The 26919-nt window shown below is 74.8% G+C and carries 22 protein-coding genes, 1 tRNA gene and 1 pseudogene; 13 read left to right on the top strand and 11 right to left on the bottom strand.

Annotated elements, in window-relative coordinates; genetic code table 11:
* Positions 1 to 210: 210 nt before the first annotated feature.
* From AC2TDM_RS15785 to AC2TDM_RS15795, 3 genes are read left to right on the top strand one after another with little or no spacing between them, the layout of a single operon-like run.
* The gene (locus AC2TDM_RS15785) at positions 211 to 507 is read left to right on the top strand and encodes a type II toxin-antitoxin system VapB family antitoxin (protein WP_484635250.1); all 297 of its coding nucleotides are present in this window, start codon (positions 211 to 213) and stop codon (positions 505 to 507) included.
* Positions 504 to 1142 carry a LytR C-terminal domain-containing protein gene (locus AC2TDM_RS15790; protein WP_484635251.1) on the top strand — a complete coding sequence of 213 codons (639 nt, stop codon included), beginning with the start codon at positions 504 to 506 and terminating at the stop codon, positions 1140 to 1142. The genes AC2TDM_RS15785 and AC2TDM_RS15790 overlap by 4 nt, the downstream gene beginning before the upstream one ends.
* A gap of 3 nt (positions 1143 to 1145) precedes the next feature.
* A complete protein-coding gene (locus AC2TDM_RS15795; RefSeq protein ID WP_484635252.1) occupies positions 1146 to 2471 on the top strand; it encodes a glycosyltransferase 87 family protein in 1326 nt (441 codons plus the stop codon).
* Here the strand turns inward: AC2TDM_RS15795 and AC2TDM_RS15800 are convergent.
* The 3 genes and pseudogenes from AC2TDM_RS15800 to AC2TDM_RS15810 form a co-directional block, all read right to left on the bottom strand.
* Positions 2383 to 3326 (bottom strand): annotated as a pseudogene (locus AC2TDM_RS15800) (LLM class F420-dependent oxidoreductase). The gene AC2TDM_RS15795 and the pseudogene AC2TDM_RS15800 sit on opposite strands and share 89 nt — an antisense overlap.
* Positions 3327 to 3386: 60 nt before the next feature.
* The gene (locus AC2TDM_RS15805; protein ID WP_484635253.1) at positions 3387 to 3851 is read right to left on the bottom strand and encodes a hypothetical protein; all 465 of its coding nucleotides are present in this window, start codon (positions 3849 to 3851) and stop codon (positions 3387 to 3389) included.
* A gap of 126 nt (positions 3852 to 3977) precedes the next feature.
* Positions 3978 to 5864, bottom strand: a complete 1887-nt coding sequence (locus tag AC2TDM_RS15810) for an AAA family ATPase (RefSeq protein ID WP_484635254.1) — start codon at positions 5862 to 5864, stop codon at positions 3978 to 3980.
* Between the two features lie 149 nt (positions 5865 to 6013).
* Between AC2TDM_RS15810 and AC2TDM_RS15815 the strand changes: the two genes are divergently transcribed.
* Positions 6014 to 6631, top strand: a complete 618-nt coding sequence (locus AC2TDM_RS15815; RefSeq protein ID WP_484635255.1) for a winged helix-turn-helix domain-containing protein — start codon at positions 6014 to 6016, stop codon at positions 6629 to 6631.
* A gap of 33 nt (positions 6632 to 6664) precedes the next feature.
* On the opposite strand, the gene AC2TDM_RS15820 is transcribed toward AC2TDM_RS15815, so the two are convergent.
* Complete coding sequence (locus tag AC2TDM_RS15820) at positions 6665 to 7714, bottom strand: LacI family DNA-binding transcriptional regulator (RefSeq protein WP_484635256.1); 1050 nt, start codon at positions 7712 to 7714, stop codon at positions 6665 to 6667.
* 231 nt (positions 7715 to 7945) lie between these two features.
* Here AC2TDM_RS15820 and AC2TDM_RS15825 point away from each other — a divergent pair, with 231 nt between their 5' ends.
* From AC2TDM_RS15825 to AC2TDM_RS15835, 3 genes are all read left to right on the top strand, one after another.
* Entirely contained in the window at positions 7946 to 9274 is a 1329-nt protein-coding gene (locus tag AC2TDM_RS15825; RefSeq protein WP_484635257.1) for an ABC transporter substrate-binding protein, read from the top strand.
* A gap of 94 nt (positions 9275 to 9368) precedes the next feature.
* Positions 9369 to 10352: a carbohydrate ABC transporter permease gene (locus AC2TDM_RS15830; RefSeq protein WP_090034196.1), complete on the top strand. Its 984-nt coding sequence runs from the start codon at positions 9369 to 9371 to the stop codon at positions 10350 to 10352.
* Positions 10349 to 11284 (top strand): carbohydrate ABC transporter permease, encoded by a 936-nt coding sequence (locus AC2TDM_RS15835; RefSeq protein WP_090034195.1) that lies wholly within the window; start codon positions 10349 to 10351, stop codon positions 11282 to 11284. Before AC2TDM_RS15830 ends, AC2TDM_RS15835 begins: the two co-directional genes overlap by 4 nt.
* Before the next feature lie 72 nt (positions 11285 to 11356).
* Here the strand turns inward: AC2TDM_RS15835 and AC2TDM_RS15840 are convergent, their stop codons facing one another.
* Entirely contained in the window at positions 11357 to 12163 is an 807-nt protein-coding gene (locus tag AC2TDM_RS15840) for a tyrosine-protein phosphatase (RefSeq protein ID WP_484635258.1), read from the bottom strand.
* A gap of 181 nt (positions 12164 to 12344) precedes the next feature.
* On the opposite strand from AC2TDM_RS15840, the gene AC2TDM_RS15845 reads away from it, so the two are divergent.
* Positions 12345 to 13946, top strand: coding sequence for a methyl-accepting chemotaxis protein (locus tag AC2TDM_RS15845; protein ID WP_484635259.1), 1602 nt, complete (start codon positions 12345 to 12347; stop codon positions 13944 to 13946).
* Between the two features lie 12 nt (positions 13947 to 13958).
* Here AC2TDM_RS15845 and AC2TDM_RS15850 read toward each other — a convergent pair whose 3' ends face one another.
* Positions 13959 to 14705, bottom strand: coding sequence for an ABC transporter permease (locus tag AC2TDM_RS15850; protein WP_484635260.1), 747 nt, complete (start codon positions 14703 to 14705; stop codon positions 13959 to 13961).
* A gap of 275 nt (positions 14706 to 14980) precedes the next feature.
* On the opposite strand from AC2TDM_RS15850, the gene AC2TDM_RS15855 reads away from it, so the two are divergent.
* Genes AC2TDM_RS15855 through AC2TDM_RS15865 form a run of 3 tightly spaced genes read left to right on the top strand, consistent with a single transcriptional unit; the run spans position 14981 to position 17921 of the window.
* Positions 14981 to 17188, top strand: coding sequence for a putative bifunctional diguanylate cyclase/phosphodiesterase (locus tag AC2TDM_RS15855; protein ID WP_484635261.1), 2208 nt, complete (start codon positions 14981 to 14983; stop codon positions 17186 to 17188).
* A 44-nt stretch (positions 17189 to 17232) separates the two neighbouring features.
* Complete coding sequence (locus AC2TDM_RS15860) at positions 17233 to 17478, top strand: type II toxin-antitoxin system Phd/YefM family antitoxin (RefSeq protein WP_484635262.1); 246 nt, start codon at positions 17233 to 17235, stop codon at positions 17476 to 17478.
* Positions 17475 to 17921, top strand: coding sequence for a PIN domain-containing protein (locus AC2TDM_RS15865; RefSeq protein ID WP_484635263.1), 447 nt, complete (start codon positions 17475 to 17477; stop codon positions 17919 to 17921). The genes AC2TDM_RS15860 and AC2TDM_RS15865 overlap by 4 nt, the downstream gene beginning before the upstream one ends.
* A gap of 17 nt (positions 17922 to 17938) precedes the next feature.
* Here the strand turns inward: AC2TDM_RS15865 and AC2TDM_RS15870 are convergent.
* Positions 17939 to 18028, bottom strand: a tRNA-Ser gene (locus AC2TDM_RS15870).
* Positions 18029 to 18410: 382 nt separating this feature from the next.
* Here AC2TDM_RS15870 and AC2TDM_RS15875 point away from each other — a divergent pair.
* Both AC2TDM_RS15875 and AC2TDM_RS15880 read left to right on the top strand, forming a co-directional pair.
* Positions 18411 to 19286, top strand: a complete 876-nt coding sequence (locus AC2TDM_RS15875) for a carbohydrate ABC transporter permease (protein ID WP_484636483.1) — start codon at positions 18411 to 18413, stop codon at positions 19284 to 19286.
* Positions 19286 to 20227 carry a carbohydrate ABC transporter permease gene (locus AC2TDM_RS15880; RefSeq protein WP_484635264.1) on the top strand — a complete coding sequence of 314 codons (942 nt, stop codon included), beginning with the start codon at positions 19286 to 19288 and terminating at the stop codon, positions 20225 to 20227. Before AC2TDM_RS15875 ends, AC2TDM_RS15880 begins: the two co-directional genes overlap by 1 nt.
* Before the next feature lie 33 nt (positions 20228 to 20260).
* Here the strand turns inward: AC2TDM_RS15880 and AC2TDM_RS15885 are convergent, their stop codons facing one another.
* The 4 genes from AC2TDM_RS15885 to AC2TDM_RS15900 are packed head-to-tail and all read right to left on the bottom strand — an operon-like array spanning position 20261 to position 26785.
* A complete protein-coding gene (locus AC2TDM_RS15885) occupies positions 20261 to 21310 on the bottom strand; it encodes a LacI family DNA-binding transcriptional regulator (RefSeq protein WP_484635265.1) in 1050 nt (349 codons plus the stop codon).
* 11 nt (positions 21311 to 21321) lie between these two features.
* On the bottom strand, positions 21322 to 23184 hold the full coding sequence (locus AC2TDM_RS15890; protein WP_484635266.1) for an MBL fold metallo-hydrolase: 1863 nt from the start codon (positions 23182 to 23184) through the stop codon (positions 21322 to 21324).
* Positions 23181 to 24794, bottom strand: coding sequence for an FAD-dependent oxidoreductase (locus tag AC2TDM_RS15895; RefSeq protein WP_484635267.1), 1614 nt, complete (start codon positions 24792 to 24794; stop codon positions 23181 to 23183). The genes AC2TDM_RS15890 and AC2TDM_RS15895 overlap by 4 nt, the downstream gene beginning before the upstream one ends.
* Positions 24791 to 26785, bottom strand: coding sequence for a hypothetical protein (locus AC2TDM_RS15900; protein WP_484635268.1), 1995 nt, complete (start codon positions 26783 to 26785; stop codon positions 24791 to 24793). Before AC2TDM_RS15900 ends, AC2TDM_RS15895 begins: the two co-directional genes overlap by 4 nt.
* Between the last annotated feature and the right edge of the window lie 134 nt (positions 26786 to 26919).

Raw genomic sequence — 26919 nt, forward strand, 5'->3', positions numbered from 1 at the left:
GTGCCTGCTCATCGGCCCCGAGGCCGTCCGAGTGAGGTGCCAGCACCCAGACCACCCGCTCTGTGCAGACCGGGGCGACCGACCAGCCGGGCCGGTCTGGACGGTGGGCAGGGTCACGAGCCGGTCACGATCGGTGGTGATCGTGTGCAGACGCGTCGCCTGCCGGGCGGACCGGTCCCGCGGGCGCGGGGCGTTCCCTACACTCGGCCCGTGATCTTCAAGGCGGTGGGCGACGGACGCCCGTACCCGGACCACGGCCTGGAGACGGTCAAGCAGTGGGCGGCGGTCCCGCCGCGGCAGGTGCGGCTCGACGAGCTCGTCACCACCAAGCGCACGCTCGACCTCGACGCGCTGCTGTCGGAGGACTCGACCTTCTACGGGGACCTGTTCGCGCACGTCGTGCAGTACGAGGGCGTGCTGTACCTCGAGGACGGGCTGCACCGGGCCGTCCGGGCCGCCCTGCAGCAGCGGCCCGTGCTGCACGCCCGCGTCCTGGTGGTCGGGTGAGCACGCCGGAACGCGCGCGCCAGCTGCGCCGCCGCCACATGCACGAGCGGCAGGCCGTCGTCTTCGGCGTGCTGCTCGCGGCGCTGGCCGTCGCGGGGCTGGGGTCGGCCGCCGTCTACACCGGCACGCTCTCGCTGGGCTGGCTCGACCGGCCCTTCAGCACGCCCTCCCCGACGGCCACCTCCGCGGCTGCGGTCTACTGCCCGCCCGCCGGCGCGCTGCCGGTGCCCTACGGCCAGGTGACCGTCAACGTCTACAACGGCGCGGGCCGCACCGGCCTGGCCGCCACGACGGCGCAGGAGCTCACCGCCCGCGGCTTCGTCATCGCGACCACCGGCAACTCCGACACGGTCAGCAACGCCGCGCGCATCACCTACGGCGCCGCCGGCTCCGCCGCCGCGTACACGCTGGCCGCCCAGCTCGAGGGCGAGGCGATGGTCCTCGACGCCCGCGCCGACGGGACCGTGGACCTGGCGCTCGGGCGGGAGTTCGAGACGCTCGCCGACCCGGCGACGATCACGCTCGACCCGGCCGCCCCGCTCGTCGGGCCCGAGGGGTGCGTGCCGCTCGAGCAGGCGCTGGTCGGCACGACGCCCGCCGCGACCCCCTCCGCGCCCCCCGCCCCGACCGCCTGACGGGTGGCCGCGCTCCTCGCCTCCCGACGCGCCCTCTGGGCGGCCTTCGGCCTCGTGCACGGCTGGCTGCTCGTGCTCGGTGTCGTCCTCGTGCCCGAGCGGGCGTTCTGGGACCTGTCGCTCTACCGGTACTGGGTCGGGGTCGGGCTCGCGGGCGGCCCGTGGCCCGTGCTCGACGACCCCTGGGTCTACCCCGCCGGCGCGCTGGCGCCGATGCTGGTCGCCGCGCTCGGGGGGACCAGCGAGGGGCCGGGCTACGGCCTGGCGTGGGCCCTGATGATCACGGCGGCGGACGCCGTCGCGCTGCTCGCCCTGCTGCGGGTCGGTCGCGGGCCGGCCGGAGCCCGGGGCGCGTGGTGGTGGGTCGCGTTCCTGGCGCTGCTCGGACCCGTGGCGATGGGGCGGCTCGACGCCGTCGTCGCCCCGCTGACCGTGGTCGCGCTCGTCGGCGCCGGGCGGGCGCCCGGCCTCGCGTCGGTCCTGCTGACGGTCGGGGCGTGGGTCAAGGTGACCCCGGGCGCCCTGCTGCTGCCGCTCGTGCTGACCGTGCGGCGGCCCGTGCGGCAGGTGGTCCTGCCGGCGCTGGCGGTGTGCGCGGTCGTCGTTGGTGCCGTCGCCGCCGGTGGTGGACTGCCGCGGGTGGCCACGTTCCTGTCGGCGCAGGACGGCCGCGGCCTGCAGCTCGAGGCCGTCGGCGCGACCCCGTGGGTCCTCGCCGGGCTCGTCACCGACGCGGTCCACCGGTACATGGACCAGGGCCTCGTGACGTGGCAGCTCGAGGGGGCCGGGGCGGAGACCGCCGCGGCGGCGCTCGGCCTCGTCATGCTCGTGGCGGTCGTGGCCGCGGCCGCCCTCCTGCTGTGGGCCCGCCGGCGGACGGGAGCGGCCTTCGCGCACGCCCGGGTGCGGCTGGCCTTCGTCGTCCGCGGGTCGATGCTGCTCACGCTGCTGCTCATCGTCACGAACAAGGTGGGCTCGCCGCAGTACGTGGGCTGGCTCGCGGCGCCCGTCGCGGTGGCGCTGACCGTCGGCCTGCCGCGGTGGGGGCGGACCGCGGCGGTGCTGCTGGGCACCGCCGCGGCCACGCAGGTCGTCTTCCCGTGGGTCTACACGTCCATCACGCAGGGCGCGGTGGCCGGCACCGTCGTGCTCGCCGCGCGCAACGTCGCCCTCGTGTGGCTGACGGCGGAGACCGTCGTCGAGCTCGTCGCGGACGTGCACCGGGCGCGCACCGGCCCGGTCACCGCAGGTGCGGCGCCACCTCCGCGGCGACGAGCTCCAGGTGCTCCCGGTCCGTCAGGTCCAGCACCTGCAGGTACGCCCGGCTGATCCCCTGCTCGCGCAGGCCGGCCAGCCGGTCGACGACCTCCGCCGGCGTGCCGGCCAGGCCGTGCTCGCGCAGCTCGTCGGGCTCCCGGCCGATCGCGGCGGCCCGGCGCGTGAACTCGGCCTCGTCGGACCCGACGCACAGGACGAGCGCGATGGACTCCACGAGCGTGCCGGGGTCGCGGCCGATCTCCTCGCACGCGGCCCGGACCGTGCGCAGCTTCTCCTCGACGACGCCCAGCTCCGGGAAGGACAGGTTGAACTCGGCCGCGAACCGCGCCGCGAGCGCGGCGTCCGCCGCGGGCCCAGGCCGCCGACGATGACCGGCACGCCGGCGCGGGACGGGTCGAGCGGGGAGGTCTGCACCGGCTTGGGCAGCGCCGGGGAGTCCTCGAGCGTGTAGTGCGCGCCGCTGAACGAGTAGCGCTCGCCGATCGGCGTGCCCCACAGGCCGGTGACGAGCTCGAGCTGCTCCGTGAGCAGGCCGAAGCGCTTCTCGGGGAACGGGATGCCGTACGCCGCGTGCTCGGCGGCGAACCAGCCCGCACCGAGCCCCAGCTCGACGCGCCCGCCCGACATCTGGTCCACCTGCGCCACCTGGATGGCCAGCACCCCGGGGTGCCGGAACGTGGCGGAGGAGACGAGCGTGCCGAGGCGGATGCGGGAGGTGTCGCGCGCCAGGCCGGCGAGCGTCGTCCACGCGTCCGTCGGGCCGGGCAGGCCGTCGCCGCCCATCGTCAGGTAGTGGTCGGAGCGGAAGAACGCGTCGAAGCCGAGGTCCTCGGTGGCCCGGGCCACCGCGAGGAGGTCGTCGTACGTCGCGCCCTGCTGGGGCTCGGTGAAGATGCGCAGCTGCATGCGACCAGCCTGCCAGGTGCGGCTCGGCCGGCCGGCCGCGCTCCCGCTCGAGCGGCCGGATCACCAGGGCACGAAGGAGAAGCCGCTCGGGTCCCACTCCTCCTCGGGCAGCTGCAGCAGCGTCGCGCGGAAGTGGATCGAGCCCACGGCCGCGGACGCGCCGTCGCACTCGTCGGAGAAGAAGGTCAGGGACTTCTCGGGCACGCCGTCGTTGCTGCGCCGCTTCAGCGTGAGGCTCGCCGTGCCGCCGCTGCCGACGAAGGGCGTGCTGTCGATCGTCACGTCGACCGGCGCCGCGTGCAGGTCCTCGAAGGGCAGCTCGTCCTCGAGGTCCGTCATGACGAACTCCACGACCGGCGACTCGATGACCGCCGCCCCGAGCAGGCCCTCGTTCGACGCGGTGGTGTAGCCGCGCCACGTGCCGCCCGTGGGGCGCAGGAACACCTTGAACAGGGTGAAGGACAGGCCCAGGTCCGTCCCCGGGATCTTCGCGCCCTCGCCGCCGAACACGAACTTGCCGTCCATGACGTGCTCCTCGCCGCCACCTGCGTGGCCGTCGTGCCGGCGGCCCTGCGCCACCGGCTCACGACCCCCAGGAGCCGGCGGCGGCGATCCTGATACGTCCGGCGTCCGGATGCGTCTCGAGACGCCTCAGCGCAGGTGGGGCACCCGCAGGTCGCCGTGGGCGTCCTCAGCGGCGCGCAGCACGTCCGTGATCTCGCGCCCGACGAGCTCGTGCCGGTCCAGCAGGGCGTCGCGCAGCGCCTCGACGAGGTGGCGGTGCTCGGCCAGCAGCCGGCGCACGGCGGTGCGGGCGTCCTGGAGGACCGTCTCGAGCTGCTCGCGCGCCTGCGGGTCGGCGAGCACGGCCGGCACGAGGTCCTGCCCGGTCGCGGCGAAGGAGACGAGCGTGCCCGCCATCCCGGCGGCGCCGACCATCTCCGCGGCGGTCCGCGTGGCCGCCGCGAGGTCGGAGGCCGGCCCCGTCGTCGTCTCGCCGAAGAACAGCTCCTCGGCCACCCAGCCGCCCATCGCGATCTGCACGAGCGCGCGCAGGTCCGTCCGCGAGCGCGTCCACACCTCCTCGCAGTCGTCGTGCGCGAGCAAGCCGAGGGCGCGGCCGCGCTTGACGATGGTGAGGACCTCGAGCGTGCGGTTGGGGGCGACGAGCCAGGCGACCGCGGCGTGCCCGGCCTCGTGGGTGGCGATGAGCCGCTGCTCCGCGAGCGTGTAGCCGACGGGCTGGCCGAGGCCGACGAGCTCCGTCAGGCGGGCGGACTCCACGTCGGCCGCCGACATCGCGCGGGCGCCGCGGCGCAGGGCGGCGACGAGCGCCTCGTCGAGCAGGTGCTCGACCATGACCGGCGTCCAGCCGTTGGTGGCCGCCGCCACGCGGTCGCGCGCGCGGGGGTCGTCGAGCGTCGCGTCGTGCGCGCGCCGGGCCAGGAAGTGGTCGACGAGCGCGCGCCGCCCGGCCGCGTCCGGCGGGTCGAAGGTGAGGCGCCGGTCGAAGCGGCCGGGGCGCAGCAGCGCCGGGTCGAGGTGGTCGGCGCGGTTGGTCGCCGCGATGAGCAGGACCGGCACGCGCGGCGGGCGGCGCAGCGGGACGCGCCGGTGCGTTGGCAGGAACCGGTTGAGCACGCCGAGCCCGGCGTTGGCGACGCGGTCCGCGCCGGTGGGCTCGTCGAACGACTGGAGCTGCACGAGCAGCTCGTTGACCACGCCGCCCGTGCCCTCGCTGATGGCGCGCGCGACGACCGCCCCGCGGGAGGTGCCCGTCGCGGACGCGAGCAGGCCGCCGCGCGCCATGGCGATCGCGTCGATCTCCTCGATGAACCCGATGGCGCCGCCCTCGGCGCGCGCGGTGCGGCGCAGGGCGCGGAAGTACGCCCGGATCTTCTTCGCGGTGGCGCCGTAGTACATGGACTGGAACGACGTGGCGGACACGAACAGGAACGGCACCCCGGCCTCGGCGGCCATCGCCTTGGCCGTCAGCGTCTTGCCCGTGCCGGGCGGCCCCTCGAAGAGCAGCCCCCGCCGCGGCGTCCCGCCCATCTCCGCGGCGAACTGCCGGTGTGCGTGGAACAGGTCGAGCGAGCGCCGCACGTCCTCGACGACCGGGTCGATGCCGATGACGTCGTCGAGCCGGACGTCCACCTGGTCGGGGCGGTACACCACGTGCGGCGAGCGCGAGGTGCCGACCTGCGTGAGGACGAGGACGCCCAGCAGCGCGACGAAGAACAGGACCGGCACGGCCACCAGCGGGTCGACGGTCGGCAGCGCGGGCAGCACCGGCCGACCCGTGAGCTGGCGGCTGACCACCCACGCCTCGGCCGCGACGACGGCCAGCAGCAGGCGCACCACGCGGCGCCGGCGCAGCCGCTCGCGCTCGAGCGCGACGTCCTGCCCCCCGAGCAGCCCGACGAGGGCCGGCACCACGGGTGCCGCGAGGCTTTGCGCACGGGCGCCCGCGCCGCGCAGGGCGGTCACGGCGGGCGGGTCGGCGGGGGGCGGGCCGAGGTGCGGGTCGGTGGGCACCCGTCGATGCTCGTCGGCACCGGACGACCCGGACAACGCGGGAGGACCCGGACCACCCGTTCGGCCCTGGTCCGTCGGCGGCCTGCTCGCCGCGCAGCAGCCCGCGGCCGTAGGTCATCGCGTCGTCCATCGACCAGGGACCGGGGGGCGTGCTCACGCAGCGATCCTCGTCGTGCCGCGTCCCGCCCGCGCGTCGGAGGGGATGGCGGGGGGCCCAGCGCCCCGACCTCTACCTCGTCGACCTGGGCATGCCGCGGCTCGGGCTCATCCGGTCCCTGCGGGGGTGGACGCAGGCGCCGGTCCTCGTCGTGTCCGGGCGCGCCGGGTCGGACGACAAGGTGGAGGCCCTCGACGCCGGGGCCGACGACTACGTCACCAAGCCCTTCGACCTCGACGAGCTCCTGGCCCGCCTGCGCGCGCTGGCCCGCCGCTCGGCACCGGCCGAGGGCGACGCCCCCGTGGTGACGTTCGGCGACGTCGCGGTCGACCTGGCGCTGCGGCTCGTGACGCGGGCGGGCGTCGGCGCGGTGCACCTGACGCCGACGGAGTGGCAGGTCCTGGAGATCCTCGTCCGCAACCCCGGCCGGCTCGTCACCCGGCAGACGATCCTCACCGAGATCTGGGGCACCCAGCACCAGACGAGCTCGGGGTACCTGCGGCTGTACCTGTCGCAGCTGCGCAAGAAGCTCGAGCCCGAGCCGTCCGCGCCGCGCTACCTGCTGACGGAGCAGGGCACGGGCTACCGGTTCCGGCCCGACCCGGCCTGACGGCCACGCGGACGGCCACGCGGTCGGCGCGCGTCAGGGCACCGGCGGGGGCGCCGTGCTGCTGCCCGGACGCAGGTGAACCTCGACGTAGGTCCCGGCGGTCGCGTCCGGCAGACCCTCCACCGCGCGCAGGCAGGCGTCCACCGCGGTGCGGGCCATGAGGTCGTGGTCGACGGTGAGCGTGGTGAGGGCCGGGTCGAGCATCCACAGGAGCGGGTCGAACCCCGTCACCGACAGGTCGGGGCCGACCACCAGGCCGGCGCGCGCGCAGGCCCGGTAGACCGGCACGGCCGCCGCGTCGCCCGGCGTCACGACCGCGGTCGGCCGGTCCGGCCGTGCCAGCAGGTGCGTCGCGACCGCCTGCAGCTCGTCGTCGTCCCCGGAGGCCACCCAGCCCGGCGGGACGGGCAGGCCGTGGCGCGCCATCGCCGCGCGGAAGCCGTCGACGCGCTCCGCCCACCAGTAGTGCGACCGACCCGGCCCGAGGTAGGCGATGCGGCGGTGCCCCAGGGCGACGAGGTGATCGACGGCGAGGCCGATGGCCGCGGCGTTGTCGATGTCGACCCACCGCTGTGGGAGCGCTCCCGACGTGCGGCCGATGGAGGAGAAGGGCATGCCCACCGAGTCGAGGTAGCGCGCGCGGGGGTCGTCGACGGCGGAGTCCGTGAGCACGAAGCCGTCGACGGCGTGCGCCGCGACGAGGTCGGCGTAGCGGCCCACGGGGTCGGTGCCGCCCGTGAACGTGACGACCTGGCACCCCCGTTCCTCCGCCGCGTGCAGCAGCGGCTGGAGGTAGGCCAGCCCCACGGGGAAGTGCGCGTCGAGGTTCTCGTCGGGGACGTACAGGCCCAAGGAGCCCGTGCGCTGCAGCCGCAGGTTCCGGGCGAGGCGGTTGGGACGGTACCCCAGGGAGGCGGCCGCCTCGAGCACCCGCGCGCGCGTGCCCTCCGGGATGCCCGAGTTGGGGCGGTCGTTGAGCACGAAGGAGACCGTGGTGCGCGAGACGCCGGTGCTGCGCGCGACGTCGTCGAGCGTCGTGCGGCCTCTCGTGGCGCCCGCCCGAGGTGGCAGACCTGCTCCCATGGGGCGAGGGTACCGCCGGGCCTGCTGGCGTTACCAAAACGATATAGCGCCGGCTTGACGCGCTTGACCAGGCGCGCGAGGGTGGGACTAAATCGGTGTAGTCGCAGGCCGGCGCGCAGGGACGCGCGCCGCGGCGGGCAGCCCACCGAGCCGGCACCACCACGAGCACGGACCCGTCCCGCGCGACGCAGCGCCCGACGGGATCTCCTCAGCGACGATCGGAGATGCACGATGCGGTTCCGCACACCCTTCCTGGCCACGACGACGGTCCTGGCCGTCGCCGCCCTGACGACCGGATGCCTCGCGTCCGAGGGGGACGGCGGCGGCGGTGGCGGGGGGAACGCCGGCGGTGACGGCGGTGACAACACCGTCGAGATCATGCTCGGCTTCACCGGCGCCCAGCTCGAGAACTTCCAGGCGTCCGTGGACCCGTGGGCCGAGGAGAACGGCATCACCATCGAGTGGTCGCCCTCGGACAACTTCAACCAGCTCATCAACACGCGCGTGCAGGGCAACGACCTGCCCGACATCGCGATGTTCCCGCAGCCCGGCGTGCTGATGGACCTCGTCGACCGCGGCTCGGTGCTGCCGCTCGACGACGTCGTCGACGTGCCGGCGCTCGAGGAGGTCTACACAGCCGGCACGCTCGACGTGGGCACCCGCGACGGCAGCCTCTACGGCCTGCTGGTCTCCATGAACGTCAAGAGCCTCGTGTTCTACCCCAAGGGCCCGTTCGAGGAGGCCGGCTACACCGCGCCGGAGTCCATCGACGACCTGCTGGCTCTCACCGACACCATCCGCGAGTCCGGCACCGCCCCCTGGTGCCTGGGCATCGAGTCCGGCACGGCCACGGGCTGGCCCGCCACGGACTGGATGGAGGAGCTCGTGCTCAAGTACGGCGGGGTCGAGCAGTACAACCAGTGGCTGACGAACGAGATCAAGTTCGACTCCGACCTCGTCCGGCAGGCCGCCGCGACCTTCGAGCAGATCGCCTTCACCGAGGGCAACGTGCTCGGCGGGCGCCAGTCCATCGCCTCGAACAACTTCGGCACCGCCGGCAACCCCATGTTCGAGACGCCCCCCGGCTGCATGATGTACAAGCAGGGCAACTTCATCGCCGCCTCGGGCTTCTTCCCCGACGACGTGCTGGCCGACATCGACAACCGTGTCGGCGTCTTCGGCTTCCCGCCGGCCGAGGCCGGCGGCGACAACCCCGTCGAGGGTGGTGGCGACCTCGCCGCGATGCTCGTCGAGTCCGACGCGGCGAAGCAGGTCATCGAGTACATGAGCTCCGAGGGCTTCGGCGCCGAGGCGGCGCAGGCCGGGTCGTTCATCTCCCCCCGCACCGACTTCGACCCGAGCAACTACCCCTCGCAGACGGTCGCGGACATCGCGCAGGTCGCCTACGACGCGACGGCGTTCGCCTTCGACGGCTCCGACTCCATGCCGGGCGCGGTCGGGTCCGGCTCGTTCTGGCGGGACATGACGTCCTGGATCAGCGGGCAGCAGGACCTCGACACCACGCTGACCAACATCGACCAGAGCTGGCCCACCAGCTGACGGCACCCGCCGGGGCCCGGCGCGGCGCGCACGCAGACGCCGCCGCGCCGGGTCCCGGCGTCCGTCCGTCCCCACGTCCGAAGGGAGGCGCCCTGTGACCATCAAGATCATCAACGCCCTGCTCACCGTGATCTACGGCATCGGTGGCGCGCTGGTCCTGTACTACGTCCTCAACAAGATCGCGGAGCTGCTCCCCGGGAAGTGGGAGCACCGCGTCAAGCCGTACCTGTACATCCTGCCCGCGTTCGCCGCGATCGGGCTGTACCTCATCTACCCGACGGTCCAGACCATCGTGTACAGCTTCGCCAACGCGAGCTCGACGCAGTTCGTCGGGCTCGACAACTACACGAACCTGCTGAGCAGCAACGCGTTCCGCAGCACCCTGCTCAACACGCTGCTGTGGATCGCCTTCGCACCCGTCATCACGATCATCGCCGGCCTGCTCATCGCGGTGCTCACCGACCGGTTCCGACCGCGGGCCGAGAAGAGCGCCAAGACGATCTTCTTCCTGCCGATGGCCATCAGCGCCGTCGGCGCCGGCACCATCTGGCGGCTCATGTACGCCGCCAACCCGCCCACCCAGGACCAGGTCGGCCTGCTCAACGGCGTGGTGACCGCCTTCGGCGGCACGCCGGTGGCCTGGCTGCAGCTGTCCCAGGGCCGGCTCAACAGCTTCCTGCTCATGGTGATCTTCCTCTGGGCGCAGGTCGGCTTCTCCATGGTCCTGCTGTCGGCGGCCATCAAGGGGGTCCCGGGCGACACCCTGGAGGCGGCGCGCATCGACGGTGCGAGCGAGGTGCAGGTGTTCTTCCGCGTCGTGGTGCCGCAGATCTGGGGCACCGTCATCACCGTCTACATCACGGTCCTCATCGGCGTCATGAAGATCTTCGACATCGTCTACGTGATGACGAACGGCAACTACAACACGAACATCATCGGCACACAGTTCTTCAACGAGCTGTTCACGAACTTCAACAACGGTCATGCGGCGGCGATCGTCGTCATGCTGCTCGTGGCGATCCTGCCCGTGCTCGTGTTCCAGATCCGCCACGCCCGCAGCGAAGGAGCGACCCGATGAGCACGACCGTGCAGGTCCCCCCGCGGCTGCCCGACCAGGTCCGGCGCGGCGGCACCGCCCGCCGGCAGCGCCGCTCGAAGGGCGGGGACGAGCAGGGCCGCGCCAACCCGCTCGCCAAGCTCGCGGTGCTGGTGCTGGCCCTCGCGTGGTTCGTCCCCGTCCTCGGGCTGCTCATCACCTCGTTCCGCACGCGGGACGCGGCCAACAGCAGCGGCTGGTGGACGGTCTTCCTCGACCCGTCGACGTGGGGCGCGTTCACGCTCGACAACTACGCCCAGGTGCTCGACCAGGCGAACCTGGCGCGGGCGTTCACGAACAGCTTCGCCATCGCGCTGCCCGCGACGATCATCCCCATCCTCATCGCCGCGTTCGCCGCCTACGCCTTCGCGTTCATGGAGTTCCCGGGCCGGGACGTGCTGTTCTTCGTCATCATCAGCCTGCTGGTGGTGCCGAACTTCGTCGCCTTCGTGCCGCTGCTGCGCCTGTACGGGGAGCTCGGCATCAACGGCACGTTCCCCGCCGCGTGGCTCGCGCACATCGGGTTCGGCATGTCGTTGGCGGTCTACATCCTGCGCAACTACATGGCCACGCTGCCGCGGGAGGTCATCGAGTCGGCGAAGATCGACGGGGCCAGCCACTTCTCCACGTTCTGGCGGCTCATCCTGCCGATGTCGGTGCCGGCGCTGGCGTCCTTCGCGATCTTCCAGTTCCTCTGGGTCTGGAACGACCTGCTCGTCGCCCTCGTGTTCCTCGGCTCCGGGGAGAACGCGCCGATCACGATCGCGGTGAACAGCCTCATCGGGCAGCAGGGCCAGGGGTGGCAGCTCGTCACCGCGGGCGGCTTCCTGTCGATGATCGTGCCGATCCTCATCTTCCTCACGATGCAGCGGTTCTTCGTCCGCGGCCTCACCGCCGGCGCGGTCAAGGGCTGACGCCCCGGTCGCCGCCGCACCCACGACGGCGCCGGTCCCCGCGGGGGCCGGCGCCGTCGGCGCGTCGGGGGGTCAGCCGCGCAGGAGCGCCCGCAGCGCGGCGACCTCGTCGTCGGACAGCCCGAGCCCCTCGGTGAGGTACCCGTCCGCCGTGCCGTACTGCTCGGCGCGCACGGCACGCGCCGTGTCCAGGTACTCCTCGCGCACCTCGACCATGGGGGCGACGAGCGCCGGGTCGAGCCCGGCCGCCGCCACGCGCTCCAGCAGCGGCGCGAACATCGTCGCGACGGCGGGCCGCACCGCGAGGTACTCCTCGAGCACGCCGGCCTCGTCGACGCCCGCGAGCTCGAGCACGAGCGTCACCGCCCACCCCGTGCGGTCCTTGCCGGCGGTGCAGTGCACCAGCACCGGCCGCCCGTCCGCGCCGAGCAGCGTCCGCAGGAACGCCGCGTAGCCCCGGCGCGCCGAGCCGGACAGGACGAGGTCGCGGTAGGTCTCGCGCATGTGCGCGGCGGCGTCGAGCACGACCGGCTCGGCGGGTGCGGCGCCCGGGGCGCCCAGGAGGTGCGCGATCTGCGCGGCCGCGTCGCCCGGCTGGTCCGCCAGCACGTCGAGGTGCGTGCGGGCGACGCCGGCGGGCACGTGGTCCGGGCGCTGCGCCACCTCGGCGGCCGTCCGCAGGTCGACGACGGCCGCCAGCCGCAGCGCCGCGACGGCCTCGTCGGCGGCCACGCCGGGGTCCGCGAGGTCGCCCGACCGGAACAGCAGACCGGTCGGGACCGCGCCGCCCTCCGCCGTCGCGCGGCCGCCGACGTCGCGGAGGTTCGGCACGGTGGCGCTGGTGCGGACGTGCGGGTCGATCGGGGCGTCGGTCGTCATGCCGACCACACTCGCACGGCCCGCGCGTCCGTCACCGACGTCGCCGCGTGCTCACGGGTCCGGCTCACGGTCCGGGTCACGGTGACAGGGACCAAGGACTCAGGTGCGGGCGACGGCGGGCGATGGGCAGGTGGCCGAGCACCGGTCCCCGAGGCCGTGCGCCGACCGAGAGGGGACCACCGTGGGTCGCAGCCGCTCCGCCCTGCCCGTGCGGGCGCTCCAGGACCTGCCGCTGGGCCGCAAGCTCGCGGTCGTCGTGCTCATCGGGCTCGTGGCGATGGCGGTGCTCGGCACCGTCGGGCTGACCACCCTCGCCTCCACGCGGGCGGACCAGCGCGCCCTGCTCGCCGCCGACGCCGGCGTGCGCGCGGCCACGACGGCCGACATGTTCCACGACGCCATCCGCGCCGACGTCCTGCAGTCGTTCCTCGACGACCCCGCCCAGCGGTCCTCGGCGGCCGACGAGCTCGAGGGCCACGCGGCAGAGCTGCGGGGCACCCTCGCCGACGTGCTCGACCAGCACCTGACGCCCGAGGTCGACGCCGCGGTCGAGGCGGTGCTCCCCGAGGTCGACGCCTACGTCGCGGCCGCGACGGCCGTGGTCGACGCCGCGGTCGCCGACCCGGCAGGCGCGCAGGAGGGTCTGCCCGTCTTCGCCGCCGCGTTCGACTCGTTGGAGGCGGGACTGCCGTCGATCGGCGACCGGCTGACCGAGCACGCCGAGGCCGTCAACGAGCGCGCCGACCGCGCCCGGGCCGTGGCGGTGGCGCTCATCGCGCTCGGCACGGTCGCCGGCGTCGCGGCCCAGGTCGTCGCCGGCGTCCTCATCACCCGCTCGGTCACGGGGCGGCTGCGCCGGACCGTGGAGGTGCTGGACGGGCTGGCGGAGGGACGGCTCGACGCGCGGCTGCGCACCGAGGGTGGTGACGAGGTCGGGCGCATGGGGACAGCGCTCGACCGGGCGATGGACCGGCTGTCGGAGGCGATCGGCGCGATGGGTCGCAGCGCCGACCGCCTGGGCGACTCCTCGGCGCAGCTGTCCACGGTCTCCGCACAGATGCGCACGGCGGCGGAGTCGTCGGCCTCGCGCGCCGAGCACGTCGCCGCCACGGCGACGCAGGTGTCCGCGCACGTCGCCACCGTCGCCGGGGGGACCGACGAGATGAGCAGCTCCATCGCCGACATCGCGCGGAGCACCTCCTCCGCCGCCGCCGTGGCCGGGGAGGCCGTGCGCGTCGCCGAGCAGGCGCGGACGGCGGTCGCCCAGCTCGGCGACTCCTCGGCCGAGGTCGGCGAGGTGCTGCGGACGATCTCGCAGATCGCGGAGCAGACGAACCTGCTGGCGCTCAACGCCACCATCGAGGCGGCCCGCGCCGGGGAGGCCGGCAAGGGCTTCGCGGTCGTCGCCGGCGAGGTCAAGGCGCTCGCGGGCCAGACCGCGGCGGCGACGGACGACATCGCCCGGCGGATCGACGCCATCCGCTCGGACACGCGGTCCGCCGTGGAGGCCATCACGACCATCGCCGCGATCATCGAGCAGGTCGACGAGTCGCAGGCGACCATCGCGGCGGCCGCCGAGCAGCAGACCGCGACGACGGCCGCGATCGGCCGGTCCGTCACCGAGGCCGCCGACGGTTCCCGCGACATCGCCACCACGATCGGCGAGGTGGCGACCACGGCCGCCCTGACGACCGAGGTCGCGCAGCAGACGACGACGGCCGCCCGCGAGCTGGAGGACCTGTCGGGCGAGCTCTCCCGCCTGGTGGACCGCTTCGTGCTCTGACCGGTGGTCCCGTCACGGGTGGGGGCGGGTCGAGGCCAGCACCGGTCCGACGAGGCGAACGAGGACGGCGGCGGACACCGCCTCGGCCGCGAGCATCCCGACGAGGACGAGCACCTGCAGCTCCGCCGCCTGCCACGGGCTCGCGCCGCCGAGCAGCAGCCCGACGAACGCGCCCGGCAGGGTGACGAGGCCGGCGCTGCGGGTCTGGTCGACGGCGGGCACGAGCGCGCGCGCCGCGGCCCGGCGGGCGAGCGGGGCCACCGCCTGCCCGGTCTGCGCCCCCAGCGCCAGCCAGCCCTCGACCTCGTCCCACCGGTCACGGACGTCGTCGCGCAGCCGCTGCCCCGCCAGCGCCGCGGCGACCATCGCACCGCCGATCACCTGCGCCGCGTAGGGCAGCAGCGTCGGGGCGTCCAGCGGCACCTCGCCGGTGCCCACGGCGACGACCACCACCACCGCGGCTCCCGACGCCACCGCCGCCGCGACGTGCGGCGCCAGGGCGGGACCGTGCCCGATGCGCCGCGTGGCCGTGGCCGTCGCGACGACCACCATGACGAGCAGGTACGGCGCCACCGCACCCGGGTGGCGGAACACCCAGCCGATGACCGCCGCGACGAGTGCGAGCTGCGCCGCCCCTCGCACCACCGCCACGACGAGGTCGCGGACACCGCCCGTACGGGCCCAGGTCGCCGCGGCCACCGCCACGAGCAGCAGCAGTGCCGTCGTCCCGGCCAGCCGCAGGACCTCCGGAGCGGGCACACGCCCATCCTGCCGCGCCCGGGGTGGCGCCGGCTCGGCGGCCTCCTGTGCGCCGATCCCCCGAGGGCCTGACGCCCTGCCCGGTCTCGCGTGTCGGATCGCGTGCGCGGATCGCCCGATCGGGCGATCCCGGCACGCGGTCGTGGTGGCGCCCGCCCCTCCCCTCAAGTCCCGACGGCCCGGCGGTCGATAGGTGGTCGCAGGGGGTGCGACGGGTGCGCGGTACGGGACGGCGGTGGCGCCGGGGACCTGTGACGGGGGTGGCGGCTGCGGCCGTGGCCCTCGTCTGCCTGTGCCTGCTGCGCTGGCGCGTCGGCGCCGGGCCGGCCGGGCTCGCCCTCGACGCCGGCGCCGCCGTCGTCGCGGTGCTCGCCGCGCTCGTGGCGTCCCGCCGCGCCGGTGGGCCGCGCAGCCGCAGCGCCTGGCGCGCCAACGCGGTCGCGAGCGCGGCGTGGCTGCTCGTCCCGGTCGTGGCGGCCGCCGGGTGGCCGGCCGCCCTGGCCGCCGTCGGCGCGGTCGCCTTCCCCGTCGGTCACGCGGCGGCGTGGTGGCTCGCCTCGCACGCCAGCAGCACGCTCACGCGGGTGCGCCTGGCGGTCGACGGCGTCGTCGGGGCGGCCAGCGTGTTCGTCGTCGCCTGGGCCGCCGTGCTCGGCGGGGTGTGGCCGACGCCGGACCACGGGATCCCTGGTCTGCCGGCGCTCCTGGGGGCCGCCTTCGGGACCGTCGCCGCGGCGTCGATGTGCGCCGGCGTGGCGCTGAGCGAGATGCCGCCGGACCGGCGCCTCATGCCCGCCCTGACGGCCGCGGGCATCCTCCTCGTCGGGGCGGCCGGCGTCGCAGGGCTCGTCGGGGCCCCCGCGCTCGGGGCGGCGCCCGGGTTCGCCCTGCTGGCGCTGGCGACCGTCGTGTACGACGGCACGAGCACGCGCCACACCGTCGGCACGACCCGGTCGACCGTCCTCTACACGCCCTACGTCCTCATCGGGCCCGCCGCGGTGACGCTCGCGCTCCAGGAATGGCGCGGCGCGGTGGCCCTCCCCGAGGCCGTGACCGCCGGCGTCGTCGTCGTCCTCGTCCTGCTGCGGCAGAGCCTGACCCTCGCCGAGAACCGGGCGCTCGTCCGCCGCCTGGCCGCGACGGAGGCCCGGCTCCGGGAGCAGGCGTGGCACGACGCCCTGACCGGGCTGGCCAACCGCGAGCGCCTGCGCGAGCGCCTGGCGGCCGCCCTGGAGGCGCACGGGACCGACGGACGCGCCCTGGCCGTGGTCTTCCTCGACCTCGACGACTTCAAGGACGTCAACGACTCGCTGGGCCACGCCGCAGGCGACGAGGTGCTCGTCGACATCGCCGGACGCCTCCGCGCGGTGCTCGCCCCGCACCGGGGCGACGCGACCCCCGTGCGGCTGGGCGGCGACGAGTTCGCCGTCCTGCTCCTCGGGTCCGCCGCCCGCGACGCCGTCCGCACGGCCCAGCGCGTGCGCGAGTCCCTCGCCGCGCCGTTCTGCGTCGGCGGCCGGCGCCTCGCCCTCGGCGCCAGCGTGGGCGTCGCCCTGCTCACCGGCGACGAGGCCACGCCCACGACGACGGAGCTGCTGCGCGCGGCGGACGTCGCGATGTACGCGGTGAAGCAGCACGGCAAGAACGGCGTCGAGGTCTTCAGCCCGGCGCTCCGGCAGTCGACGTCGGCGGACCTCGAGCTCCGCGCGGCCCTCGTCGTGGCGCTCGACGAGGGCCAGGTCGAGCTGGCGTACCAGCCCATCGTGCGCGTCGCGGACGGTGCGCTCATGGCCTTCGAGGCGCTGGCGCGGTGGGACCGGCCGGGCGTCGGGCCGGTGCCGCCGTCGGTCTTCGTGCCCGCGGCCGAGGCGGCGGGGCTGTCGAGGCGCCTGACGGACGCGGTGCTGGAGCGCGCGTGCGCCGACCTGGCGGGTTGGGTCGCCGCGGGACCCGTGCCCGAGCGCATCCGGGTCGGCGTCAACGTCGCGGCCTCCGAGCTCGCGGACGAGGGCCTGGCGGGCCGGGTCGGGGCCGCCCTGCGCCGGCACGGCCTGCGCGGCGACCGCCTGGCGGTCGAGGTCACGGAGACCGCGCTGGCGCAGGACGAGGGGCCGGCGGCGCGGGAGGTGGGACGGCTGGGCGCGCTCGGCTGCCGGATCGCCGTCGACGACTTCGGGACGGGGTACTCCTCCCTGTCCCGGCTCGGCGCGCTGCCCGTCGACACGGTCAAGATCGACATGCTCTTCGTGCGCGCCGCGGTCACGCCCCAGGGCCGGGAGGTGCTGGACGCGGTCGTCGCCCTCGCCCGTGCCTTCGGGCTCGTCACCATCGCCGAGGGGGTGGAGACCGAGGCGGAGCTCGCCGCCGTCCGCGCCGCAGGGTGCGACTTCGCGCAGGGCTACGGCCTCGGCCGCCCGACCGACGGGGCCGGAGCGGTCCGTCGCCTGCGGGCCGAGGTGCTCGCAGACCTCCCCACGACCTGACGGACCGCTATCCTGGTGTGTCTCACCCGTGATACGTCCGGCTGGTGACGACGACAGCCAGCGTCTCCGTGCGTGACCTGCGCAACCGAGGCGGCCAGGTCCTGGAGGACGTGCTCCGCGGGCACTCCGTGACCGTCACGCGGGATGGCGAGCCGGTCGCGCTCCTGACGCCGCTCCCACGCCGGCGCGACTCGACGGACGAGCTCATCGCCCGTCGGCGCCACCTGCCCACCATGGACGCAGAGGCCCTCCGCGCCGACCTGGACAACGCCCTGGACCAGTCCTGGTGACGCGGCTGCGCGAGGGCATCATCGACACGAACGTGGTCATCAACCTCGCTCTCGCGGATTCGGACTCCCTGCCCGGCGCCGCGATGATCAGCGCGGTCACTCTCGCGGAACTCGCGGCCGGTCCGCTCGTCGCCGCCGACGAGCGCTCCCGGGCCGTACGGCAGGCGCATCTGCAGCAGGCCGAGTCGGACTTCGAGCCGTTGCCCTTCGACGCCGCCTGCGCGCGCGCGTTCGCACGGGTCGCCGCCGACCTCCGACGCGCGGGGCGCAAGCCGCGGGCCCGTACCCTCGATGCGCTCATCGCCGCCACCGCGGTCGCCCACGACCTGCCCCTCTGCACCGAGAACGTCGCCGATTTCGACGGGGTCGCCGACCTCCGGCTGCAGGCGGTCACGGTCCGTCGTCCTGCTCGGCGCCGGGACGACGACGCCCCGTCCGGATGAGCCGGACGGGGCGTCGGTGGCGGTAGCGGTGGGATTTGAACCCACGGTGGACTTTCACCCACACACGCTTTCGAGGCGTGCTCCTTAGGCCGCTCGGACACGCTACCTCGGCGCGCGATGCTACCCGCTCGTCGACGCCGGGCCGAATCGGACCTGTGGGCCAGGTGCGCGACCTGCCCGTCGACGTCGCTCCGACATCGTGCCGGGGTCCGTGAGCGTTGCTACGGTCCGTCCTGCGACGTACAGTCGCGAGCAGCGTGGCAACGATGCCACACGTCGGCGTCGACCGGGCCACCATCCCGGGCCCGCTGGACGCGGCGACCCGTGCGAGGAGGCCCGATGACCGAGCTGAAGGCCGACGCCACCACGACGTCGGCGACGGACCGAGGGCGGGGGGCGGCCGGCGCGACCCGGGCGGCACCGCTGCCGGAGCGCGGACGGCGCAAGGGGCGCTGGGGGCGCCACGGGCAGTACGACCGCCGCGAGGCGATGGCGGGCTACCTGTTCATCTCGCCCTGGATCGTCGGGTTCCTCGTCTTCACGGCCGGGGCGATGATCTACAGCCTCGTCATCTCCTTCAGCCGCTACAACCTCGCGACGAACGTCGCCACGCCGATCGGCACGCAGAACTACGAGAACCTGTTCACCGACCCGCGCATCGCGACGTCGCTGGCCAACACGTTGTTCTACGCGGTGCTGGCCGTGCCGCTGGAGATCGCCTTCGCGCTGTTCCTCGCGTCCCTGCTGAACCGGGCGACGAAGGGCGCGGGCTTCTTCCGGACCCTGTACTACCTGCCGAAGATGACCCCGGCGGTGGCCACCGCGGCGGTGTTCTTCCTGCTGCTCAACGGCAACACCGGCGCCATCAACCAGGGGCTGGGGCTCATCGGCATCCGCGGGCCGCAGTGGCTCGTGGACCCCGACTGGGTCAAGCCGTCCATCGTCCTCATGACGCTGTGGGGCGTGTCCGGCACGATGGTCATCTTCCTGGCGGCGCTGAAGAACGTGCCGCGCGAGCTCTACGAGGTGGCCGAGCTCGACGGCGCCGGCACGTGGCGCAAGTTCCGGTCGATCACGCTGCCGATGATCTCCTCCGCGATGTTCTTCAACGTCATCATCCTCACCATCGCGGCGTTCCAGATCTTCGACCAGGCCTACCTGCTGTTCTGGCGCGACCAGTCCAACGCCTCCCCCGAGGCGTCGCTGTTCTACGCCATCTACCTGTTCCAGCAGGCGTTCCGGCAGTTCAACTTCGGCTTCGCGGCGGCGATGGCCTGGCTGCTGTTCGTCATCATCATGATCATCACGTTCATCCAGATGAAGTTCGGCAACCGCTTCGTCTACTACGAGGGGGACAGGGACTGATGGCCGTCATCGGCAGCACCACCCCGCTCCAGCCCGTCCCGGGCACCACGAAGGACACGCGTGGCCGCACCGCGCGGGACCGCACCCGCGGCTCGGCCTCGCGTCGCCGCGCGGGCCAGGTCGTCGTCTACGTCCTGCTCGGCCTGTTCTCCCTGCTCTTCCTCTACCCGTTCGTCTGGCTGCTGGCCGCGAGCCTCAAGGGCCGCGGGCAGGTGTTCGACAACAGGCTGTGGCCGGAGACGTTCAACTGGAGCAACTACGTCCAGGTCTTCGACGAGCTGCCCGTCACGAGCTGGATGGTCAACAGCGTCCTCATCGCGGTGCTCGCGGCGGTGACGGTGGCGGTGTCGAGCTCGCTGGTCGCCTTCGGCTTCGCGTACTTCCGCTTCCCGGGGCGCAACATCCTGTTCGGCCTGGTGCTGGCGACGATGATGCTGCCCGGCGCGGTCACGATGATCCCGATCTACCTCATCTGGAAGGAGCTCGGGTTCCTCGGCACGTGGGTGCCGCTGTTCGGCGCGAACCTCTTCGGGTCGGCCTTCTACATCTTCCTGCAGCGGCAGTTCTTCCTCGGCCTGCCGCGCGAGCTGTTCGAGGCGGCGCGGATCGACGGCGCCTCCTACTGGCGGCTCTTCTGGAAGATCGCGATGCCGCTGTCGGTCCCCTCGTTCATCATCGTCCTGCTCTTCGAGTTCCAGGCGTCGTGGAACAACCTGCAGGCCGCGCTCATCTACCTCAACGCCGGTCAGCCGAGCGACTTCACCGCGCCGCTGGGCATCGCGTACGCGATGACGCGGTACAGCCCGACGGCCGGCGGGCAGGGCGACTACCAGTTCGTCATGGTGGCCTCCCTGCTGGTGACCCTGCCGATGCTGGCGCTGTTCGCCTTCGGGCAGCGCTACTTCATCGAGGGCGTCGCGACGCAGGGCCGCAAGGGCTGATCGGGTCGTGACGGCGACGCCCGGTCGTCGCCGTCACGACGCCGGTGGCGGCGCGGTGGACCCGCGCTCGGCCACCCGTGCGGCGAGCATGACGGTGCGCGCCGGCGCGTCGGCCTGGTCGATGCGCTCGAACAGCGCGGAGACGGCCGCCTCGCCCAGCGCCACGACGTCCTGCGCGACGGCCGTCACGCCCGGGCGGACCATGCTCATCCAGGCCGCGTCGTCGAACGAGACGAGGCTGAGGTCCTCGGGGATGCGCCGGCCGAGGTCCTGCGCGGCGCGCCACGCCCCCTCCGCCAGGACGTTGTTCGCGGCGAACAGCGCGGTGGGCGCCGACGGGCCCTCCAGCAGCGCGCGCACCCGCTCGCGCGCCTCCTCCACGTGCCAGCCCGCGCGCACCACGGAGGCCTCGACGGGCCGGCCGGCGTCGTCGACCGCGCCCGCGAAGCCGGCGGCGCGGTCGCGGCCCGTCGTCCAGTCGGCCTCGTCGATGAGCAGCGCGATCCGCACGTGCCCCTGGGCCAGGAGCCCCTCGGTCAGGCGGCGGGCCGCGCCGTGGTTGTCGACGAAGACCGCGTCGCAGCGGCCGGGGCAGAACTGGCGGTCCACCTCCACGACGGGCACGCGGTGCCGGTGCAGGTACTCCGACACCTCGGCCGACAGCGGGGTGAGGATGACGCCGGCCACGCGCAGCGCGACGAAGGCCTCGGCCGCCTCGAGCTCCCGCTCCGGCGACCCGTTGTCGTCGCTGAGCATCATCGCGTAGCCCCGGCGGCGGGACTGCTGCCCGACGCCCGCGGCGAGGTCCGCGTAGAAGGAGTTGCGCAGGTCGGAGACCAGCACGCCGACGGACCGGCTCACCTGCTGGCGCAGGTTCCGGGCGCCCGCGTCGGGCACGTACCCCAGCGCCTGCGCCGTCCGGCGGACACGCTCGCGTACGCCCGGCGCGACGTAGCCGCGACCGGTCAGCGCGCGCGAGGCGGTGGAGCGGGAGACGGCGGCGCCCTCGGCGACGTCCTTGATGGTGGCCCGACGGCCGGGCGGCAGGGCCGGCAGGTCGGGCGCGACGGTGAGGGGTTCCATGTCCGCGCCTCTCAGTTCCCGTCCTCGCCGGCGACGACGTCGACGAGGGCCTCCGCGTGCTGGCCGAGCCGCAGCGGCCCGACGGTGACGTCGACCGCGAGCCGCTGCCGACGGGCGGGCGGCCCCGCCGGGACGACCTCGAGGACGACGTCGCACCGCCCCCGGGCCGGGACGTCCACGACGACCTCCCCCCCGGGCGCGCGCCAGCCTAGCGGCAGCACGGGGACCACCCGCGCGGGGCTCACCTGGTCGAACGGGTTGTGCACGGCCGCGGTGAACCGGACGGGCGCACCGGCGCTCGCCCGGGAGAGGTAGGGCGTCAGCCGCACGAGCTGGGTGTCGGCCGGCAGGTCCAGCGCGTCCAGCGGCAGGAGCTCGCGGTGCAGCCGGGCGACCTCCTCGCCCGCGTCGGCGACCATGTCCAGCCACGCCTCGTCGACCCAGCGGGGCTCCCAGTGCCCGGTCACCACGACGCCCGGCGCGACGCGGCGGATCAGCGCGGCGCTCGCGCGGTAGTCGTCGACCCGGAAGAGGTTGCGGTACTGGTAGTTGAGCACCTCGCGCCGGACGCCGGGGATGCCCTTGCCGTCCTCGAGGTCGCCCGTGACCAGCACCGTCACACCGTCCACGTGCAGCTCGTACCCCGCGTGGTAGAGCGTGTGCCCCGGCAGGTCGTGCACCGTGATCTCGTGCTCGCGCCACCGGAACGACTCCCCCAGGGGCAGCACGCGGTCCACCGGGACGGGGTCGTACCACTGGCAGGGCAGGTCCTGGTCCATCGGCGCCTCGAGCACCGGCGCGACGTTCGCCGGCGCCCACACCTGCGTCCCCTCCACCTCCCGCAGCAGGTTCAGGCCGGCCACGTGGTCGTCGTGGTAGTGCGTCGGCAGGGCCACCTCGACGTCCGTGACGCCGAACTGCTCCCGCAGCGCCGGCAGCGACGCCAGCCACGGCCGCCGCGCCGCGCGCCCGCCGCCCGGGGGGACGCCCGTGGTCATGTCGTAGCCGTAGTCGATGACGAGGGCCGGGCCGTCGTCGCTCAGCAGCACGTAGCTCGTCGCCAGGCTGGAGAGGTTGATCAGGAGGTGATCCGTGATGCGGGCGTAGGGCTCGGTGAGGCGGGTGCGCAGGTCCCAGGGCTGCGGTCGGCGGGAGTCGACGTAGGCGCGCATGCGCGTGGCCAGCAGGCCCAGCGCGTGCTGCGGGTCGTCCATGGGCTCGCCGTGCGAGGGCAGCAGGAGGTCGAGGTGCTCGGCCATGAGCAGGTAGCAGGACAGGACCGTCATGGCCGGCCCCTCGTTCTCCGTGTAGCTCCACTGCGTGGCGGCCAGCGACCACACCTTGCCCGGCGAGTGGACGAGGTCGCCCGTGAACGCCAGGCGCCGCCCCTCCCGCTCGACGAGGTACGTCACCGACCCGACGGTGTGCCCGGGCGTGGGCAGCGTCCGCACGTCCACGCCGCCGTACGTGCGCGTGCGGTACTCGGCGACGACGTCGTCGACCGGCACGGGCTCCAGCAGGGAGAACCGGTCCTGGCGCAGGTCGTAGTCGTTGACGACCGTGCGGGTGCGCCACATCTCCCCCACGTCCTCGACGAGCTCGCGCTCCACCGGCGGCACGTGGACGCGCACGCCGGCGGCCACCGCGCGCGGCAGGCCCTGCGCCTGGTCGCGGTGGTGGTGGGTGAGCAGCACGTCGGTGAGGACGTCGACGCCCATCGCCGGCAGCGCGTCCAGCACGTCGCCGGAGCCGAAGTCGATGGCGACGCCCGTCCGGCGGCCCTCGTCGTCCGGGGCCTGGGCGCGCACCACGTAGACCGCGCACGTGTCGTCGACGCGGAAGACCCCGGGCGCGACCTCGACGACGGCGCTCACGCGGCCCGTCCCCGCCCGGCCAGCGTCGCCTGCAGGGCGACGACGTCCACGGCCTGCACGTCCCGGCCGTCGGCGGCCGCGAGCGCGGCCGCCACCCCCGCCGCCTCGCCGAGCATCTGGTACTGCGGCTCCATGCGGACCGAGGAGAACGCGACGTGCGAGGCGGACAGGCACACGGGCACGACGAGGTTGGTCGCGTCCTCCGCCCGGGGCGCGAGCGCCCGGTAGGGGATGGGGTACGGCGGGACGGCGACGCTGTAGTAGCCCTCGGTGACCACCTCGGCGACGGGGCGCGGGTGCTCGGGCAGCCAGCGCCAGGTGCGCTGCACCTCCCGGACGTCCAGGTGGTAGGAGCCGTGCGCGACCGTGTCGTGCTGGTGCGTGGGCGCGCGCAGGTCGTGCTCGGTGAGCACGTGCGCGCCCACCATGCGGCGCCCCTCGCGCACGTAGAGCTGGTGGGGCAGGTGCCCGGTGTCGGCGAACTCGTCGCGCGGCAGGCCCCAGCGCCGCAGGTCGCGGCGGACGGACGCGGGCACGAGCGGGTCCGTGGCCAGCCAGCGCAGGAACCCGGCCGCGTGGTGGCGGTGGTGGGCGCGCAGGGCCTCGCGCTCGTCGAGCCCGGCGCCCGGGAAGGCCCACGCGGACCCGTCGAGGACGCTGAGGGAGAAGGGGCCGAGGGAGTTCGCGTCGCACTTGCCGCCGGGCAGGTTCGGCTCGAGGCCGAGCAGCTCGCCGGCCGTGGGCGTGGTGCCGGTCCGGGCCCAGTGGTGCAGCAGGCGCCGGCCGAGCTCCCACGCGGGGCCGTCGCTCGCGTACGACGCCGGCACCTCGAGGTCGGCCAGGTCGGGGCGGTCGGCGGCGGTGGTGAGGCACACGCGGTAGCCGTAGGACATGACGCCGCCGTCCCCGGTGCCGACCTCGGCGAGCGGCACGTCGCGCACGCCTGCGAGCACCGGCCCGGGGACGAGGCCGGCGGGGTCGTCGACGAACGGGGAGAGGCCCGCGGGCATCGCGTGCCGCCCGGGCAGGACCTCGCGACGCCCGGCGAGGGTCTCGCCGTGCAGCGCGCGGTCCTCGCGGCCGGTGCGGGACGGCACCCCGGCGGCGGCCAGGAGGTCGCCCTCGTAGGTGGCGTCGACGACGACGGCCGCCTCGAGGGCGGAGGGTCCCGCGCCCGCGGCCGGCCCGACGCCCGGGACGGGTTCGGCTCCCGTGCCCGTGCGGCCCGCGGACGGCTCGACGAGCAGCGCCGTCACCCGACCGTCCTGCCGCCGCACGCCGACGAGGCGCTCGCCGAGGCGCACCTCGATGCGGGGGTGATCCAGCCACGAGCGCAGGATCTCCTCGGCCACGTGCGGCTCGGGGCCGGCCCACCGCCTGACGGCCACGCCGTACCGGTCGGCGACGGCCCGGCGGAAGCGGGCGGCCGCCCCGCGGACGACGCGCTCGTCGCCCAGGTCGGTGTACCCCAGCCCGCCGGACGTCATCCCGCCGACCTGACCGCCCGGCTCGACGAGGACGACGCGCGCGCCCGCCTCCGCCGCCGCGACGGCCGCGCAGACGCCGGCGGCGGTGGCGCCGAGGACGGCGACGTCGGCCGCGCCGCTCACCAGGCACCACCGGCGGGAGCCGCTGCTCGTGGTGGTCGTGCTGCTCGTCGCGACGCCCGGTACTCCGCCCAGGTCCGGGCGACGAGCGCGAGGTCGTCCGCCGTGAGCGGCTCGCCCGAGCGGTCGATGCGCTCGGCGTAGTAGAGCGCGGGCACACCGAGGCCCGCCTGCGCGGCGACGTACGCCCGCCACTGCGCGCGGTCGAGCATCGGCCACTGGTCGGTGTCGACGAGGTGGTGCGGCAGCACCGCGGCGACGACCGCGGCGCGCGCGCGGAGCTGGTCGGCCAGCGGCGCGACCGCCCCCGCGGGGTCCCGCTCGAGCACGTCGTTGAGCCGGACCATGTCGGTGACGTCGGCGAACGCCGGGTGCGGGGTGTGCGTGACGAGCAGGGCGTCGGGCTTGGCGGCCTTCGCCGCGTCGTGCAGGAGCGCCAGCAGCGCGTGCAGCCCGGCGACGCCCCACGGCGCACCGGGGCCGACCCCGGGCGCGCGGCGCAGCCCGTGCCCGGCCGGCGACCGCTGCGTGAAGTCGACCTTGAAGCCGTCGGCGTCGACGCCGTCGGGGCCGAGCAGCGCGGCGACGGTGGCGCGGACGCGCGCGGCGTAGGCCGGCGACGAGGGATCGGCGGCGACGGCCCGGCCGCGGGCGTCGGTGACGCACTCGTCGACGGGCAGCCCCTCGGGGTCCCATGCCTTCCACCACAGCAGCACCCGGCGGCCGGCGGCGTGCTGCCCGGCGACCCAGCCCCGCAGGTCGGGCCACCGGTCGGGGTCCGGCTCGGCGGTGCCGTAGGCGGCCTGCCACCGGTCGTCGACGACGACCGTGCCGGGGTCGACGTCGTGCGCGGCCAGGTGCCCGAGGAGCTCGTCGTACACGTCCTGGCGGGCCAGGTCCGGCGCGACGACAGCCCCGGGCGGGACCACCTCCGGGCCGAGGGCGTCGAGCGTCGTCGGGTGGAGGGCGGGCGCGCCGGGCAGCGGGGCCCGGGCGCACTGGGCGCCCCATCCGCAGAACAGCGGCTCGGACCACCAGTCCACCGGGGGCGACGAGGGTCCGGCGGGCGCCCATCCGCGCACCACGTGGTCCTCGCGGTGCTGCCGCAGCGCCGCGACGGGGTCGGGCACCGGCCGCAGGTGCAGCTCGGGGCTCGTCCACGTCCCGTCGACGTGCGTGTGCCCGTCGTGGTCGAGGACGAGGTGGAAGCCGTCGTCGAGCGGCTCGTAGCGCAGCTCCGTGAGGCGCAGGTCGACGACGGGGGCGACGAGGCCGACCGACAGCCACTCCTGCCCAGACGTGGCGACCGGCACCTGCGTCGGTCCGGCCGGCACCGCGCGCCCGAGGACGAGGCACAGCGGCGGCGGGGAGAACACGGCGTGCAGGCGCCCGGCGGTGGCGTCCCCGACGACCCCGAGGCTCGCGGCCGCGGTGGCAGCGCGCACCACCTGCACCGGTTCCGTCGGGGTCGGGACGTAGACGCAGCGGTGCTCCCCCAGAGACCGGAAGGACCCGCACGCACCGGTGTCGAGGACCGCCCGCCCGCCGAGCAGGCGGACGTCGGCGAGCGTGCCGCGTCCCTCGACGGTCACCGTGAGGACGAGGTGGTCCTCGTGGCAGCGCAGCCGCACGCGCGTGCGCTCCCAGGCGGTCGTCGCGACGACGAGCTCGACGTCGACGACGTCCTCGTCGCCCGGCCCGCCCGCGGCCGCCGCGACGGCGTGCTGCCGCACGGTCGGGGCGCCGACGGCGAGCGACTCGTCGACGAGGTCCGTCCGGTCGACCGACGCGAGCAGGCTCAGGTGCGCCCAGATGCGCCCGTCCGTGCCGGCCAGGACCGCGCGCGGCGGGTGCGCGCGCACCTCGAGGAGGTACGCGGCGGCGGTGACACGGTGGACGTCACGGTGGACGTCACGGTGGACGTCACGGTGGACGTCACGGTGGACGTCACGGTGGATGACACCGTGGGTGCCGGAGCCGGGCTGCACGTGCACGGGGGCCTCGTTCAGATGTCGGGCGGAGCGTCTGGCATCGATGCCACACGCTCACGCTGTCATCTTCTCCGGGTGCGCGTCCACCGATCAGCGGGGCGTCGGCCACGGGGCTGCACGGGCCCTCTCGCCGTCCG

Source organism: Cellulomonas sp. plas2 (assembly GCF_057221735.1).

Coding starts and splice junctions, on each gene's coding strand:
- AC2TDM_RS15805 (WP_484635253.1), bottom strand. CDS start 3,851: ATGGACGGCAAGTTCGTGTTCGGCGGCGAGGGCGCGAAGATCCCGGGG.
- AC2TDM_RS15880 (WP_484635264.1), top strand. CDS start 19,286: ATGGCCGTCATCGGCAGCACCACCCCGCTCCAGCCCGTCCCGGGCACC.
- AC2TDM_RS15820 (WP_484635256.1), bottom strand. CDS start 7,714: ATGGGAGCAGGTCTGCCACCTCGGGCGGGCGCCACGAGAGGCCGCACG.
- AC2TDM_RS15885 (WP_484635265.1), bottom strand. CDS start 21,310: ATGGAACCCCTCACCGTCGCGCCCGACCTGCCGGCCCTGCCGCCCGGC.
- AC2TDM_RS15840 (WP_484635258.1), bottom strand. CDS start 12,163: ATGACGACCGACGCCCCGATCGACCCGCACGTCCGCACCAGCGCCACC.
- AC2TDM_RS15825 (WP_484635257.1), top strand. CDS start 7,946: ATGCGGTTCCGCACACCCTTCCTGGCCACGACGACGGTCCTGGCCGTC.
- AC2TDM_RS15835 (WP_090034195.1), top strand. CDS start 10,349: ATGAGCACGACCGTGCAGGTCCCCCCGCGGCTGCCCGACCAGGTCCGG.
- AC2TDM_RS15875 (WP_484636483.1), top strand. CDS start 18,411: ATGGCGGGCTACCTGTTCATCTCGCCCTGGATCGTCGGGTTCCTCGTC.